The following is a 16,192-nucleotide window of genomic DNA, read 5'->3' on the forward strand; positions in this document are numbered from 1 at the left end:
ACGGCTGCCATGTCCTTGATGTTCCTCCTGGCGATCTACTTCCTGCTGCCCGTCTACTTTCTGATCGTCGCGGCGACCAAACCGCAGGGCGACCTCGCCTCCACCAACGGGCTGACGTTCTCGCACTTCGACCTGTTCGACAATCTGGGCACCCTGTTCAGCCGCAGCGACGGCATCTTCGGGCGATGGGCTCTGAACAGTGTGATCTACGCGGTGCTCGGCGCGGCCGTCGGAACCCTGATATCCGCGCTGTGCGGCTACGCGCTCGCCAAGTTCACTTTCCGGGGACGCGAGTTCCTGTTCTCCGTCATCCTCGGCGGTGTCCTCGTACCGACCACCGCGCTCGCGCTCCCGTTGTTCCTTCTGTTCTCGGCGACCGGGATCGTCAACACGTATCTCGCGGTGTTCCTGCCCAGCATCGTCAGCCCGTTCGGTGTCTACCTCGCCCGGATCTTCGCCGCCGCCGCTGTTCCCCAGGAGATCATCGAGTCGGCACGTCTGGACGGTGCGGGCGAGTTCCGTACCTTCTTCTCGGTGGCGTTCAGGCTGATGACACCATCGCTGGTGACCATCTTCCTGTTCCAGTTCGTCGCCATCTGGAACAACTTCTTCCTGCCCATGGTGATGCTGCAGAAGGAGTCGCTCTTCCCGATCACACTCGGCCTCTACCAGTGGAACGGCCAGACCGCCCGTGCTCCGCTCCTTCAGGAGTCCGTGATCACCGGCTCGCTGGTCTCGATCGCGCCCGTGATCATCCTGTTCATCCTGCTCCAGCGGTTCTGGCGCACCGGGCTCGCCGCCGGCTCCCTCAAGTGACTCCAAACCCCCAGTCGCCAGTCTCTCTTGTCTCTCCCCCGCCGACACAGAAGGTCCCACTCCCCATGCAGAACTCCGCCGTCTTCGTGCCCCATTTCCACTGGGACCGGGAATGGTACGAGCCTTTCCAGGTCTTCCGGCACCGGCTGGTCGCCGCTCTCGACACCGTGCTGGAGACGGCCGAGGCGAACCCGGACTTCCGGTTCACCGTCGACGGGCAGATGGCCGCGATCGAGGACTATCTGGAGATGCGGCCGGAGAACCGCGACCGGGTCGTGGCGCTGGTCGCCGGCGGCCAACTCGCCATCGGACCATGGCTCATCCTGCTCGACGAGTTCCTCTGCTCCGGTGAGACCATCGTGCGCAATCTGCAGATGGGATGGGCGGCCGCGGCGGCTCTCGGCGGCTCGATGCCCATCGGCTATCTCCCGGACATGTTCGGCCATGTCGCGCAGATGCCGCAGATCCTGGCGCGCGCCGGAATCGAGCATGCGGCGCTGTGGCGCGGTGTTCCCGGCTCCGTCGACGGTCACGCCTTCCGCTGGCGCGCTCCCGACGGCTCCGAAGTACGCACCGAGTTCCTCTTCGACGGCTACGACAACGGCCTCGACGTCCTGCTGGTGCCCGATCAGATCGGGCGCGCGCTCGGCGAGTACGCGGAGATGACGGCCGAGCGGTGGGGTCGCGACCCGGTGCTCGCGATGGCCGGCACCGATCACAACGCGCCCGATCCGCGACTCGCGGCCTGGCTGCGGCGTGCGTCCAGCGACGAGCGCCCCATCACCATCGCGACGCTCGACGAGTACATCCGTCAGCACGTACGCGACGAGGTCTCCGCGGTCGTCACCGGTGAACTGCGCAGCCATGTACGCGGCAACATCCTCCCCGGCGTGCTCTCCGTACGGCTCGCGCTCAAGCAGCGGATGGCCGTCGCCGAGCGTACCGTCGACCACGCCGAGCGGATGAACGCACTGTGGTCCCGGCGCGACGACTCACCGTTCCTCTCGCTCGCCTGGCACAAGATCATCGAGTCGAGCGCACACGATTCGGTCGTCGGCTCCGGCACCGACGAGACCGCCGAACAGGTCGAGGCGCGTCTCGCCGAAGCCACGCACACCGCGCGCGCGGTCCGGGACGCGGCACTCGCCGAGCCCGCCGCGCTGGTACCGAGCGACGGCCATCTGGTCGCCAGCACACTGCCGTTCCCGCGTACGGCGCTGGTCGAGGTGGATGTCGTGGCCCCGCCCGAGGGCACCGTTCTGGTCGCGACCGCCACCGACGGCTCCACACGTCCCGTACAGCCGGTCTCGGTGGCTCCGACCGTACTGAGCGACGAGCGCATGGACGCCTCGCAGCTCGAACGGGTGCTGCGCCGCATCCACCGCCGCGAACTCTTCGGCCGTCTGATCGACCACTACGAACTCACCCCGGGCTCGCTCGTCTTCCATCTCGCCGAGGTGCCGAGCAGCGGACCGTTCGACCTGCTGATCCTGCGCCGGGAGGTCGCCGCCGCGGCCGCCGCGCATCCTGGCGAGTGGACGGTGCTGACACTGGAGGAGGCTCGCGCGACCGCGCTGGTGCCCGTGCGTGTCCCCGCCTCCGGGCTCGCGAGTTTCCGGGTCGGACCGAGCGACCGTACCGGCACGCCGTCGATGGCGTTCGCACCCGCGACGGCCTCGGGCCGTGCCCTGTCGAACGGGCTGGTCGGGGTCGAGATCGCCGCCGACGGCACCCTGGACGTGACCGGAGCCGACGGCACCGTACTGCGCGGAGTCGGCCGTCTCGTCGACGGCGGTGACCGCGGCGACAGTTACAACTACGCCCCACCGGCGCGGGATGTGCTCGTGTCGGAGCCGACGGAGACCACCGTCGAACTCCTCGAGAGCGGCCCGCTGCGTTCGAGGTCGCGTGTCACCCGCGTCTACGAATGGCCCGCCGCGCTCTCCTCCGACCGCGACCTGCGGGGCAGTACGACGGTGCCGACCCCGGTGGAGACACTCGTCGAGGTACGCGCGGGCGAGCCGTTCGTACGCGTCTCCACGTCGTTCCTGAACCGGTCCGCCGACCACCGGCTGCGTTTCCACGTACCGCTCCCCGAGCCCGTGGCCGTGTCGGCGTCCGGCGGGCAGTTCGCCGTCACCGAACGCGGGCTCACCGCCGAGGGGGGCTGGGGCGAATACCCGATCCCGACCTTCCCCGCGAGTACGTTCGTGTCGGCCGGCCCCGCCCACGTACTGCTCGACCACACCACCGAGTACGAACTCGTCGGCGACGGCACCGAACTCGCCATCACACTGCTGCGCGCGATCGGCTCGATCAGCGTCAACATCCATCCGCTCCGTGACGAGCCCGCGGCGAGCGAGATCCCCGCACCCGGCGCGCAGGATCTCGGCGTACGCGTCGAGAACCGATTCGCCGTCGTGCCCTCGGCGACCGGCTGGCAGGGGGCGAACGCGGTGGCCCTCGCCGAGGACTTCCGCAACGACGTGCTGGTCACCCGCGGGACCGCGCCCGCCGGAACGCAACTGCCCCCCGACACGGCCGGTGTACGGGTCGAGGGCGCGGACATTCTCGTGTCGAGCATCCGCCGCGTCGCCGACGACGAGCGCGGGGCCGGCACCGAGGTGCGGCTGACCGCGATGAGCGACACGGGATCGACCGCCCGGCTGACCGGCGCGTTCACCGAAGCCACCACGGTCGACCTGCTCGGCCGTCCGCTCGCCACGGCTCCGGTCGCGGACGGGCTCGAACTCGCCCTCGGCCCATGGGAGATTCGAACGGTCGTGGTCCGCTAGACGTCCACAGCCACGCACAGACCGGCGCACGCCGCCGGCGTTCGGATCCCTTTGTCATCAAGAAAGAGTTGTGACCTCGTGCCCTCCGAGCTTTCCGCGTACGTTTCGGACATCACACCAGGGCGTGGCGCGCTGCGCACGGCGCGCTCATGGCTGCACTCCGACGCCCCCTCGCATTCGCTGAACGGGCAGTGGCGTTTCCGGCTGTCGCCGACGGCGGCGGTGGCTGAGGATTTCGCGGCCGAAGGCTTCGACGACAGCGGCTGGGACGGCATCGCGGTGCCCTCCCACTGGGTGCTCCAGGGCGACGGAGCGCACGGCCGGCCGATCTACACGAATGTGCAGTTCCCGTTCCCGATCGACCCGCCCCATGTTCCGGACGAGAACCCCACCGGCGACTACCGCCGCCACTTCGACATGCCCGACGACTGGTCGGATGCCGAGCGCGTCGTGCTGCGGTTCGACGGTGTCGAGTCGCTCTTCAAGCTGTGGGTGAACGGCGACGAGATCGGCAGCGCCGCCGGCAGCCGGCTCGCCCACGAATTCGATGTGACATCGTCCGTACGCCCCGGCGACAACGTCGTCGCCGTACGGGTGCACCAGTGGTCGGCGGCCAGCTATGTCGAGGACCAGGACCAGTGGTGGCTGCCGGGCATCTTCCGCGATGTCACCGTGATCGCGCGGCCCGCCGGGGGCATCGAGGACGTCTGGCTGCGCACCGGGTTCGACAACGGGCGCGGACGGATCGACACGGAGGTCACCGCCGACGCGGCGGCGTTCCCGGTCACGCTGCGCCTCCCCGAACTCGGTATCGAGCAGGTCTGGGCGACTGCGGCCGACGTGGCCCCGCTGGACATCGACGGTGTGGAGCCCTGGTCGGCGGAGCTGCCCCGCCTGTACGACGTCACCGTGTCGACGGCCGCGGAGAGCATCGCCCTGCGCACGGGCTTCCGTACGGTCGAGATCCGCGGCGACCGGTTCCTCGTCAACGGCCGCCGTGTCGTGTTCCACGGGATGAACCGCCACGAGACCCATCCCGAGCGCGGCCGGGTCTTCGACGAGGAGCACGCCCGCGCGGACCTGGCCCGGATGAAGCGGTTCAATGTGAACGCGATCCGTACCAGCCACTACCCGCCGCACCCGCGGCTGCTGGACCTCGCCGACGAGCTCGGATTCTGGGTCGTCCTCGAATGCGACCTGGAGACGCACGGCTTCACCACACTGGACTGGGCCGGCAATCCGAGCGACGATCCGGCGTGGCGTCCGGCTTATCTCGACCGCGTCCAGCGCACCGTCGAACGGGACAAGAACCATCCCAGTGTCGTGATCTGGTCGCTCGGCAACGAAGCGGGAACCGGCAGCAACCTCGCCGCGATGTCCGCGTGGGTCCATGCCCGCGACGCCGGCCGGCCCGTGCACTACGAAGGCGACCACACCGGCGAATACACCGACATCTACTCACGCATGTACGCGTCGGTGCTCGAAACCGAGCAGATAGGGGCCGACGGTTCACGCTCCCCCCTGCTGAACTGCACTCCCGCGCAGGGCGCCCGCCAGCGCACCAAGCCGTTCCTGCTCTGCGAGTACGCCCACGCGATGGGCAACGGGCCGGGCGCGCTCGACGAGTACGAGGCGCTGGTGCACGAACATCCGCGGCTGCACGGCGGCTTCGTCTGGGAATGGCGCGATCACGGCATTCTGGCCACGTCCCCGGACGGCACGCCGTACTACGCGTACGGCGGCGACTTCGGGGAGGTCGTGCACGACGGCAACTTCGTGATGGACGGCATGTTGTTGAGCAACGACGTCCCGACTCCAAGTCTCCACGAGTTCAAGGCTGTCGTGCAGCCGGTCCGTTTCACCTTCGACGGCGACCACGTCGCGATCACGAACCTGCGGCACTCGGCCGACACGTCCGACCTGCGCTTCCGCCTGCGCGTCGAGCATGACGGCACGCCCGTGGATTCCGGGGACCTGGAGGTCCCCGTCGTCGCGGCGGGCGAGTCGGTGCGTGTGCCGCTGCCGCGGATCCCCGTGTCGCGGGACTCGGAGACATGGATCACCGTTGAGGCGGTACTGGCGGCCGGCACCGCCTGGGCGGACGAGGGACATGTGGTCGCGACCGCCCAACTGGACCGTTCGACGCGCCGTCCCGCGCCCGCTGTCCGACCCCGGAGCGGTTGGCGGCGGACCGACGGAACACTGGACCTCGGAATGGCCGAGTTCGTCGACGGGTCCCTCGTGCGCCTCGCCGGCCGCGCGGTGGCGGGCCCACGGCTGGAACTGTTCCGGGCCCCGACCGACAACGACGAAGGCACGTCCGGAGAGGTCGAGGACAGCGACGCCGCCGTCGCCGGGGTCTCCCACGCCGAGCTGTGGCGGCGCGACGGTCTCGACCGGCTGACCACGCGGCGGATCTCCGTGGAGCGCACCGCGGACGCCCTGCGAACGGTCGCCAGAGTCGCCGCGGCGAACTCCGCCCTGTCGGTGATGGTGGAGTCCGTCTGGTCGCTCGAAGGCGACGAACTCGAACTGCGGGTGGAGATGGAGCCTTCGAGCGGCTGGCGGACGGTCTGGCCGCGGATCGGGATCCGTTTCGATCTGCCCGACGGCACTGCTCCCATCGATGGCGCCGAGTGGTTCGGCCTCGGCCCGCACGAGTCCTACCCCGACAGTCTCCGCGCGGCGCGTACGGGCCGTTTCTCCTCCACCGTCCGCGAGCTCTCCGTCGACTACGCGCGGCCCCAGGAGACCGGGCACCGCTCCCGACTGCGCCAACTGACGCTGACAAGCGGCAGCACAAGGGCGCTGCGTATCGTGGCGGTCCCGGACACACGCGGACGCCGCCCCGGCTTCACGCTCAGCCGCCACACCCCACAGCAGATAGCCCGAGCCGGACACCCGTTCGAGCTTCCGGATTCCACGACGAGCCATCTGCTCGTCGACGCGGCCCAGCACGGGCTCGGCTCGCGGGCCTGTGGACCGGATGTACGGCCCGAGTTCGCGCTTCGGCCGGAGTCCCGCACGATCAGGCTTCGCTTCACGGCCGGCTGACCGGACGGTCCGCGCCGTCTCCCTGTCCCGCACGGGGTCTCCGTTGCGTGCGGGACACATGCACTGTGATGATGTGTCACATCTGGGTGGTGCCGGAGGGGGATGGCCATGGCAGTGGAACTCGCCGAGATGGTACGGCAGTTGCGTGCGGAGCTCACCGAGGCGATGCGCGAGGGGGAGAACGCGGACCTGCGGTTCGAACTGGGCCCGGTGGAGATGGAGTTGACCATCTCGGTGGAGAAGGAAGCCGGGCCGGGGGCAAAGGTCAGGTTCTGGGTGGTGGAACTGGGAGCGGAGGCCAGGGCCGCGCACCACACGACGCAGCGGATCACCTTGACACTGGATCCCCGGCGGGCCGGAGAACCGGACCGCCGGCCGCTGATCTCCGGTGCCGAGGTGGACGGCGAACGGTGACCCCGCACGCGCTCGACCGGGCCAGGGTGGCTGAACTCATCGTGGACCGCGGCGCCGGGCGGGGGCGTCGCGGATCGGGTTATCTGGTCGCCCCGGGAAGGATACTGACCGCGGCTCATGTGGTTGAGGGCGCGGAGTCGGTGCACGTCCGCTTCGAGCCTGATCTCCCCGGGGAGTGGAGTGCGACCGCGACGACGTGGTGGGCGGACTCCGGCTCGGACCTGGCGGTGGTCTCGATAGCGCCACGGCCGGACAGACCGGTGCCCGACGCCCAGTTCGCGCAGATCGCGAACCACCCCCACGTACTGGAGGTACAGGCGATCGGCTTCCCGCGGTGGAAGCTGCGGGACGACGACCGCACGGCGTCGGATCCGGTGCGGGAGCGTACGCGGTACCGCGACGCCCATCACGCCGTGGGCTCGGCGGCGGTGCTGTCGAACTGGCGGGAGGGTTCACTGGAGGTGACGATCCCCGTGGCGCCCGCGGCCGGGGGGCCGCACGGCGGTCCGTCGCCCTGGGAGGGCATGTCGGGCGCGGCCCTGTGGGCCGGCGACAGAATCGTGGGCGTCATCAGCAAGCACCACCCCAGGGAGGGACTGGGCCGGCTGGCAGCCGTACGGATCGATCACGCTCTCGATGAAGGCCTTGACCCCGGCCAGAAGTCCCGGCTGCGGGCACTGCTCGCGCTGCCCCAGGACGCCGACCAGCTTCCCCGGACATCGGACGACGGCGCGTCCGATCCCGGTGAGGCGTTCACGGCCAGGTACCGCCGGTTCATGGTCGGTACGCTCGACCGCTTCGACTTCTTCGCGGTGGACCCCCGTGGCATCCCGCGCAGACAGCCGTTCACCATGGGTTACGTTCCTCTGACACTGAAGCGCCGTGACCGGTCGGACGACGCGACGGTCAGCGTCGGAGCGCGGGCCGACCGGGAGCTGCGCTCGCATCGGCGTGCGTTGATCCGCGGTGTGGCCGGGGCCGGCAAGAGCACGCTCATGCGCTGGCTCGGCGCCGTCGCGGCGGGCGGTGTCCGTACCGACCAGGCGTACGGGCCCGACGACCCGGCACGGAGCGCCGGAGCGGACGAGTTCTCGGCCGCGCCGTTCCTTCTGGAACTCGTACGGTTCGCCGGTGGCCGTCCGCCTCGCCTGGCCGAGCTTGTCGCGGAGACGCTCCGCCCGGAGATGCCCGACGGCTGGGTCCAGAAGATGCTGGCGGAGGGCAAGGTGCTGCTCCTGCTCGACGGGCTCGACGAGGTACGCCCACGCGAACGCGTACACCTTGAGGAGTGGGTGGACGAGCAGCTCGTCTCGCATCCCGACACCCGGTGCATCGTCACCACCCGTCCGTCCACCGTGGCCGAACAGTGGTGGGTGGACCGCGGTTTCGAGAGGTTCGACCTGCTCCCGATGAGCCGGCACAGTGTCGACCGGTATGTGCGCGGGTGGCACAAGAAGGCACGGGACGACCAGCCCGACACGCCGGGAGGCATCGAGGTCCGGAAGGAGCTGGAGCGGTGTGAGCAGGGTCTGCTGTCCACACTGTCCAACCGGCCGGCGCTCCGGGGGATGAGTGCGAATCCGCTCCTGTGCGGACTGTTGTGCGCGCTGAACCTGGAGCGCGGCGAGCATCTGCCGGAGAGCCGCAAGCAGATCTACGACGCGGCCGTGGACCTGCTGCTGGTGCGCTGGCCCCATCTGCGCCGCCGGCATCGCGCCGAGGTGCAGCCGGGTGGGACCGCCGGCACGGCCGGTATGGGACCGGACAGCGGAGATCCGCCGCTGCGTGACGAGGAGCTGCTGAAGCTGCTCCAGCGGCTGGCGTTCTGGCTGGTCACCAATCGCCGGCTGATACTGGACCACGACGTCGCCGAACGCCGTGTGGCGGCGAGCCTCTTCGGCCTGCGCAGTGGCAGCGAGAGCCCGCGGCGGACGCTGGAGTACCTCGCGCACGAGAGCGGCCTGCTGCGTGAACTGCCCGACCGCTCCATCGAGTTCGTCCATCGCACCTTCCGAGACCATCTCGCGGCCAAGGAGGTGGTCGAGGAGGAAAATCTCAACCTGATGCTCGACAACGCGGACAAGCCGCACTGGCACGATGTGGTGGTGATGGTCGGCGCACACGCACGCCCCACCGAGCGGACGAGGGTTCTGCTGAACCTGCTCGAACGCGGCAGATCGGAACCCGAGCACCGTGACACCCTGTACCTCCTCGCCGCCGCTGTCCTGGAGCAGAGCGCCGTACTGCCGCGCCAGGCCCCGAACTCACCCGATGTGCGTGCCCTCGTGGCCGGGGCGATGGCCGAACTGATCCCGCCGCGGACCACGGCCGCCGCCGACCAGTTGGCCGCGGCCGGCCCGTTCGTCCTCGACCTGCTGCCCGACCCGAGGGACCTCCCCGCCGAACAGGCCGCGCTGGTGGTACGGGCCGTGGCACGGATCGCCGCGCAGTGGAACCCGCCGGGAGCCATAGACAAGATCCTTCAGTTCACCGCGAAGCCGGACAACCGGTCGATCAGCGAGCTGCTGGAGACCTGGGGCCGGCTCGGTGACTACGAGGTGTACGCGCGGGACGTGCTCAGCGAGATCGACTTCAGCCGTTTCAGCGTCCACTTGCAGAACTCCCGCAGGATCCAACGTATCGGACACCTCAAGACCATCACGGACCTGCAGATACGCAACGACGTATTCGATCTGACCCCGCTCGCCGACCTGCCTCGCCTGCGCCGCCTCACCCTGCGGGACAACGGGGTGACCCCGTTGGAACAACTGGAGAACGTCCGGTCGCTCAAGGTGCTGGTGCTGGACCGGTGTTCGAGGCGAGGGGGGACCCGGCCCCTGGACCTGTCCCCACTGGGCAGCCTCCGGTTGCGCCGGCTCGTCATCTCCGGGCTCACCACACCCGTCGATCTGACAACCTTCGCCGGAGTCCGGCTGGACAGCCTGCGGCTGAGCGCGCGGCCGAACGACACACGGGCTCTGCCGGCCGATCTGCGTGTGCGACACCTCAGTCTGGTGGCCGGCGCGCGCCGGACGGACTTCTCCGCGGTGAGCGGCGTCCGCTCCGTCGTCCTCGACTGGGTGCCGGACGAAGCCGAACTGGCCGCTCTCGCCGGGATGGAGGAGCTGCGGCGGCTCATCCTCTGGCGGGTACCGCGGACAGCCCCTGTACCGGCGCTGCCCGGAGTCACGGTGACGGTCTGCCCGGCGCCCGACGCGGAGCGGCGCCGGGGAGCCGGACAGAAGGCCCTGAACGGCGGGGGGCTGCCGACCAGGCGGACGCGGTGAACGCGGTCAGCCGCAGACCGCGGGGAGCCAGGTGCCGCCTTCCTCCTTCACCTGGGCGCTGACCTCGTCCAGTTGGCCGAGCAGGCCGTCCAGCTTTCCGGGGTCGGCGGCGAACTCCTGGGCGGAGTCCAGGAAGCGCAGAGCGGCGTGCCGGAAGGCGTCGCCCATCGTCGGCGGCATCGCGTCCGAGGCGTCCAGGCACTGGGGCAGCGGGTCCCGCAGATTCCGGGCGAGGCGGCGGGTCACCGAATCGGGCTCGTACGCGCCCTGCGGGACACGGGAGTTGGCCGACAGCGGGCGGGGCATGGTGGCGGGGGCGCGGACGGCCCAGTGCTCCTGCGCCTCGGCCGAGGCCAGGAACCGTATCAGCTCCTTCGCCTCCGGCGAGTCACGGAACATCGCCGCGAAGTCGCCCGCCACCTCCCAGGCCCGGCCCCGCCCCGCCGTACCGGGAAGGACCTCCGCGGACGGCAGGAAGTCGCCCGGCCGGGTGCCCACGGACTTCTCGGGGCTCCCGTGGACACCGCGGATGAACGACGCCTGGTGGTCCAGTGCGCAGGCGGGGGGCTCGGTGAACAGGCCCTTGGAAGCCGTTTCGAGATCGGTGGTGAGGGCTTCCTCGGCCCGGCCCGATCCCTTGCCGCCGAGGGTCTCCGCCCAGGTCCGCCAGGCCTTCCGCATCGCCGGCGTGTTCCAGCGCCCGCCGGTGGCCCACTCCTCGTACACGGCGGTGCCCGACTGCTGGAGCAGCAGATCCTCCACCCAGTCCGTTCCCGGCCAGCCGGAGGTGGCGTCGGCGCCCATGCCCAGACACCAGGCGTCACCGTCGGCGGGCGGCCCGGCCGGTCGCCCGCCGGGCTCGGCGGCGTATCGCTCCGGGTCGTACCAGACGATGCTCTTCAGATCGGCCTTGACCGGTACCCAGTAGATGTCGGACCGGCCCCGTACCCCCAGCTCGGGGAGCCATGGCTGGTCGTACGCGTCCAGTCCGGTCCCGCCCAGTGTGCCGCCCAGCGCGATCACCTCGCCTTCGCGGGCGTACGCGGCGAGTTCGCCGGGGCTGGAGAGGATGGCGACATCCGGGGGCGCGCCCGCCTGCACCTCGGAGCGCAGCACTTCGCGCTGCGCCGAGGTGCCCTGGTAGTCGACCTCGACACCGTAACGCCTGGTGAACTCGGCCAGGACGGTGCGGAACGCCTTCTCCTCGTCGCCGGACCAGGAGGCGAGCACGGTGACGGTCCTGGGCGATGTGGTGGCGCGGACGACTCCGGCGACCGCCGCCCCGAGCAGCAGGAGCAGGACGACGACCAGGGCGGTGACCAGCCGCGGGCCCCTGATCACGTCCGGTACCTGTACTCGGCGATACGAGGCTGCATTCCCCGTACGACCAGCGCCCCGAGCAGCGGCCCCAGCAGGGGCACCCAGCCGATCAGCCCCGCCCGCCATCCGGTGTCGCCCAGTTCGGCTGCCACCTCTTCGGCCACCTCCGTCGTGGTCTCCGACACCGCACCGGTGCTGTACTGCCGTGCGGCCCGTGTGAGCTGGCCGTGGGAGAGGTCCTTGGCCGTCTGGGTCTGTACGGTGAAGACCGCCAGGGCCGCGAGCGCCAGCCCGAGCAGGACGGTGGCACTCAGCAGCGAGACATTGTGACGACGACGGAAGCGGCGCCGCAGGAAGAGCTGGGTCTCGGCCAGCACCGCGACGAGCGCCGCGCACAACAGCAGGGCGACGCCCCACACCGTACGTGTGAACCAGTCGAGGGACGTCTGTGCCGAGAGCACCTCGCTCTGTTCGGTCTGGAGGCTCTGGAGCCGCGCGAGGATGCCGACGTCCGGCCGGTTCAGCATGCTGTCCGCGTAGTGCAGATAGCCCGCGCGCAGTTCCGATCCGGCGGGAGAGCGGTCGGCCTGCTCGATCAGGCCCGTGTACGCGACGACGAGCCCGGTGACCGTCTGGAGTGTGCGCAGTCCGGCCTCGCCCGCCACACCGCCTTCGGCGGCTCGGGCGAGGCTCTGGCTCGCCGCCGCGATCTGGATGCGGTAGCCGCTGCCCGTACCCACGGTCTCGGCCGGTCCGGAATACGGCGCGGCGCGCGCGGACTCGTCGGCCTTGCGCAGCGCGGTCTGCGCGGCGGCCACGTCCAGGATGGCGGGGGCCGTACGCGAACGGAGCCCGGCCGCGTCGCCGTGCACCCCGTCGTACGCCAGGAACAGGGTGAGCACGGCCAGGGTGATCAGGGCCAGGAGCACGGTGGCGCGGCGCTGGAGAGAGCGCCGGGTGACGCTCATGTCCCGCTCTCCCGGCCGCCGTCGGTGTCCGCGTCGGCGGCCATGGGGTGTGCGCAGCGGACACAGAACCGGGCGTGTGCGGGCGACCGCGCGTCGCAGTCCGGGCCGGGGCAGGTACGTACCGCTCCCGGCGGTCCCGCCTGCCGGCCGGGAAGCCGGAGGCCGGCCGACGCGCTGTCCTCCCTGTCTTCGCTGTCTTCGCGGTAGAGGGTGCTGTCGTCGCCCAGCATGATGAGACGGCTCATGTGCCGTGGGTCGAAGACCTTCTTGAGCCGCGCCAGGCCGGCCGCCGGATCGGTGATGTCCAGGATTTCCGCCAGAACACGCAGCTTCGCCCGGTCGTCCAGGCGGTGGGCCATGGGGACGGCCTCGACGAGCCGGGCCTCGGCGGTGGTCAGGTCCCGTTCCTGGTAGGCCTCGTACGCCCCGGCGAGGACCACGCCGAGTTCGTGATGGAGACCGAAGTGCTCTCCGATCCGGCTGACGACGGTCGATGCCCGGTCGCCGGGGATCCAGCGGACGAGTACGGGCGCCGGATCCGGGGCGGGCACCCCTTCCAGCGGGACGAGCACGTCGACGTAGCCGAGTTGCAGATCCTCGTCCCGGGAGCGGCCCGCCGGGTCCGCTTCGAGGCACAGATGGTACTGACGCGTCTCGTCACTTCCCCAGGCGTCGGTGGGGAACTCCACGGTCCGGGCGTCCAACCGCCGTGCGCTGCCGGTCAGTTCGCGTTCGGCCGGGTGGACCTGTTTGAGGAAGCGCAGTGTGCTGCCGGGCATGAGGTGGAGCCGGATCGCCAGTCCCGGCACCGTCCGTGCCATGGACGCGCGGATCACCGCCTCGAACTCGGCGGTCAGATCGGTGTCGCGCAGCACCACATCGCTGGTGCCGTGCAGCCGGTCCGCGATCTGCTTCAGCTCGCGGGCGTTCCAGCCGTCGCCGATCCCCCTGGTGTCACACAGGAAGAGGCCCTCGCAGGCGTCGAGTTCGTGTGCGAGCAGCTCCGGGCGGTGCGCGTTCCAGCCGTCGGTGAGGAGCAGGACGTGCCGGATGTCGCCCGGGAAGTCCGTGAAGAGGCGCCGCGCCAGACCGAGCCAGGCTCCGATGGAGGTGCCGCCGTTCGGATAGAGACGGCGTATCGCGGCGGCGGCTTCGGCGCGTGTGTCGTGGTCGGCCCGCTCCAGGCGCTCGTCCTGCGGGTAGATCATCCGGGCCTCCTCCCGGCCTTCGACGACCGCGAACCGGGTGCCCTCCCGCAGGCCGCGCACCGCGGAGATCGCGGCGTCCCGGGCAGCGGCGATCTTCGACCTGGGCGATCCCATCGAACCGGAGCAGTCGACGACGATCACCTCCGCCACGTCCGGTGCCGCGCCCGGTACGGCGGGGCCGATACCGCGCGTGCGGATGTCGAAGAAGGCGTGCACCCCCTCCCCCGCCGCGCCGACGGCCAGCTCCGGTTCCTGACTGACGATCAGGGCGACGGCGGGGCCGCTGTCAGGCCCGCCTTCTCCCCCGGTCGTGGTGTGCTCCCCCATGGTGTGTTCCCCCTTCTTCCGCCGGCGGTCGGGCCGGCGGGGTCATCTCAGGGTCATCGGCCGCACCTGGTTGGCGCGGTCGATCAGCGCTCCGTGCTCCTCCGGGCTGCCCGCCCGGTGTGCCAGTTCCCGGAACGACCGTTCCAGCAGCTCCCGCAGGCTCCGCTCGCCGGGCGGATCGCCGAACAGCTCGCCGCCGGGCAGCCCCTCCGGGGGCCACCCCCCGGTCCGCGCCCAGTGCAGTGCCGACTCACGGATCTCGGCGGTCAGGCGCGTACGTTCCTCGCTGCCCGGCGCCGGGCTGTCCGGGGCCGGGGCCCGCATCCGTTCCTGTACGCGCCGGAAGTCGGCGGCCGTCGGAGGATGACCGGACGGCCAGCCGGCCTGGATACGGAGGGCCGCGAGGCGGGCGGCCCGGCGGTGCGGTGAGTGCGGGGGCACCTGGTCGAGGACCGCCAGGGCGGCGGACCGGTCACCGGCGGCCAGCCGGATCCTGGCCAGGCCGAAGGCGGCGCTGCCGTCGGAGTGGTCCCGCTGCTGGACGGCCCGGTAGAGGGGCTCGGCCCGCTCCGGCTCGGCGGCGCGTTCCGCGCAGTAGGCGAGCACGAGTTTGGGCGCGGGCTCGCCGGGCAGCGCGCCGTGGACGGCGTCGAACCAGCCGCGGGCGTCGGAGCGCGAATCGTCCGGGAGACCGAGAAGACGGCGGGCGGCGCCGGTGCCCGGCCGGTCACCGGAGGCCAGCAGCAGCCGTCCGTATGTCCATGCCACACGCCAGTCGTGCCGGGCCACGGAAGGACTCAGCAGCTCGCACGCCCGGATCAGCGCGGTCTCGGCGGCGGCGAGATCGCCGAGTGCCATGGCGGCGGCGCAACTCCCCAGCTCCAGGGCGGCGTCGGGGCTCCCCGGATACGGAACGGGGTCGGGCAGTCCCGCCGCGACCTGTTCCGGAGCGGGCAGACCGAGGTCCAGGTGGGGAGCGCCAGCCCCGGACGGCCGCTCCAGGACCCGGGGCACCGGGATCTCGCCGAGGCCTCCGTCCAGCAGGACCGCTCCGGGCGAGAAGACGGCGGACTGCCCGACGTGCTGTCTTCCGTGGGCCAGGGAGTGGATCTCCCGCCATACGCCGTGGAGTTGCTGGGACATCTCGGCGGCGGTGGCGAAACGGGCGCGCCGGTGCCGGGAGGTGGCGCGCGCGATCAGCCGGCGGAAGGAGTCGTGCGCGACCTGGGGGCCGGGGACGGCCTTGTCCGCCAGTTCGCTGAGCGTACGGGCCACGGTGAACAGGTCGGTCAGCCTGGAGAAGCGGGGCGACCCCCGCGTACCGGCCCGTGAGACTCCGGTGCCGTCCGCCGCGTAGCGCTCCTCGGGCGGCAGATACTCGGGGCTGTAGACCGGCGGCGACTCGTAGTCGTCGATCCGGCGCACCGCGCCCAGATCAACGAGCTTGATCCGGTTGCCGTAATGCATGACATTGGCCGGCTTCATGTCGCAGTAGAGCAGCCCCCGGCCGTGCAGATACTCCAGGGCGTCGAGGATCCGGCAGCCGTAGACGGCGACGTGTTCCAGGGAGAGGCGGCCGCCGAGCACACGCTGCTGCCCTTCGTGGGTGAGCAGCTCCGCGAGGGAGTGGCCGGCCACGAATTCCATCACGATGTAGCCGGAGTCCTGCCAGATCACGAAGTTGATGATGCGGACGATGTCGGGGTGGTCCAGCTCGACCAGGAAGCGGCGCTCCGCCTCGGCGACCCGCAGTGCCATCGCGTCGTTGACGTCCTTGAGCCCCTTGAGCGCGACATGACGGTTGTCGAGGCGGGTGTCACGGGCCAGATAGATCCAGCCGAGGCCGCCGCCGTCGATACGGCCGACGACTTCGTACTGACCGCCCAGCAGATCGCCCGGATGAAGCTGCGGTTCGAAGGAGAACGGGGCGCCGCAGCGGGGGCAGAAGCCGCGGGAGGGGGCGGGCCGGCCGCCGTATCCGACCCCGACGGTCTCGCCGCAGC

The 16,192-nt window shown here is 70.8% G+C and carries 9 protein-coding genes; 5 read left to right on the plus strand and 4 right to left on the minus strand.

From position 1 onward, the window contains the following. The first annotated feature begins 9 nt into the window (after positions 1 to 9). The 5 genes from WH07_RS08910 (at position 10) to WH07_RS08930 (ending at position 10,366) form a co-directional block, all read left to right on the plus strand. Positions 10 to 816, plus strand: coding sequence for a carbohydrate ABC transporter permease (locus WH07_RS08910; protein ID WP_408645821.1), 807 nt, complete (start codon positions 10 to 12; stop codon positions 814 to 816). A gap of 65 nt (positions 817 to 881) precedes the next feature. Beyond that, positions 882 to 3,611 carry a glycoside hydrolase family 38 N-terminal domain-containing protein gene (locus tag WH07_RS08915; protein ID WP_046497513.1) on the plus strand — a complete coding sequence of 910 codons (2,730 nt, stop codon included), beginning with the start codon at positions 882 to 884 and terminating at the stop codon, positions 3,609 to 3,611. Between the two features lie 78 nt (positions 3,612 to 3,689). Further along, a complete protein-coding gene (locus WH07_RS08920; RefSeq protein ID WP_046497515.1) occupies positions 3,690 to 6,665 on the plus strand; it encodes a glycoside hydrolase family 2 TIM barrel-domain containing protein in 2,976 nt (991 codons plus the stop codon). Positions 6,666 to 6,773: 108 nt separating this feature from the next. Continuing rightward, positions 6,774 to 7,079: a trypco2 family protein gene (locus tag WH07_RS08925; RefSeq protein WP_046497550.1), complete on the plus strand. Its 306-nt coding sequence runs from the start codon at positions 6,774 to 6,776 to the stop codon at positions 7,077 to 7,079. Continuing rightward, on the plus strand, positions 7,076 to 10,366 hold the full coding sequence (locus WH07_RS08930; RefSeq protein ID WP_046497518.1) for a serine protease: 3,291 nt from the start codon (positions 7,076 to 7,078) through the stop codon (positions 10,364 to 10,366). Before WH07_RS08925 ends, WH07_RS08930 begins: the two co-directional genes overlap by 4 nt. Before the next feature lie 6 nt (positions 10,367 to 10,372). On the opposite strand, the gene WH07_RS08935 is transcribed toward WH07_RS08930, so the two are convergent. From WH07_RS08935 to WH07_RS08950, 4 genes are all read right to left on the minus strand, one after another. Then, positions 10,373 to 11,707: an extracellular solute-binding protein gene (locus WH07_RS08935; protein WP_046497522.1), complete on the minus strand. Its 1,335-nt coding sequence runs from the start codon at positions 11,705 to 11,707 to the stop codon at positions 10,373 to 10,375. Continuing rightward, positions 11,704 to 12,654, minus strand: a complete 951-nt coding sequence (locus tag WH07_RS08940) for a hypothetical protein (protein WP_046497524.1) — start codon at positions 12,652 to 12,654, stop codon at positions 11,704 to 11,706. The genes WH07_RS08935 and WH07_RS08940 overlap by 4 nt, the downstream gene beginning before the upstream one ends. Then, positions 12,651 to 14,189: a VWA domain-containing protein gene (locus tag WH07_RS08945; protein ID WP_052744302.1), complete on the minus strand. Its 1,539-nt coding sequence runs from the start codon at positions 14,187 to 14,189 to the stop codon at positions 12,651 to 12,653. Before WH07_RS08945 ends, WH07_RS08940 begins: the two co-directional genes overlap by 4 nt. Before the next feature lie 42 nt (positions 14,190 to 14,231). Then, positions 14,232 to 16,192: serine/threonine-protein kinase (locus tag WH07_RS08950; protein ID WP_046497526.1), on the minus strand; the 1,961-nt coding region annotated here is incomplete at its 5' end.

The sequence above is a fragment of the Streptomyces odonnellii genome, from assembly GCF_000981895.1.
Taxonomy (GTDB): Bacteria; Actinomycetota; Actinomycetes; order Streptomycetales; family Streptomycetaceae; genus Streptomyces; species Streptomyces odonnellii.

Excerpts from the sequence above, each read along its gene's own strand:
- WH07_RS08910 (WP_408645821.1), top strand. The coding sequence starts at position 10 with ATGTCCTTGATGTTCCTCCTGGCGATCTACTTCCTGCTGCCCGTCTAC.
- WH07_RS08945 (WP_052744302.1), bottom strand. The coding sequence starts at position 14,189 with ATGGGGGAGCACACCACGACCGGGGGAGAAGGCGGGCCTGACAGCGGC.
- WH07_RS08915 (WP_046497513.1), top strand. The coding sequence starts at position 882 with ATGCAGAACTCCGCCGTCTTCGTGCCCCATTTCCACTGGGACCGGGAA.
- WH07_RS08940 (WP_046497524.1), bottom strand. The coding sequence starts at position 12,654 with ATGAGCGTCACCCGGCGCTCTCTCCAGCGCCGCGCCACCGTGCTCCTG.
- WH07_RS08925 (WP_046497550.1), top strand. The coding sequence starts at position 6,774 with ATGGCAGTGGAACTCGCCGAGATGGTACGGCAGTTGCGTGCGGAGCTC.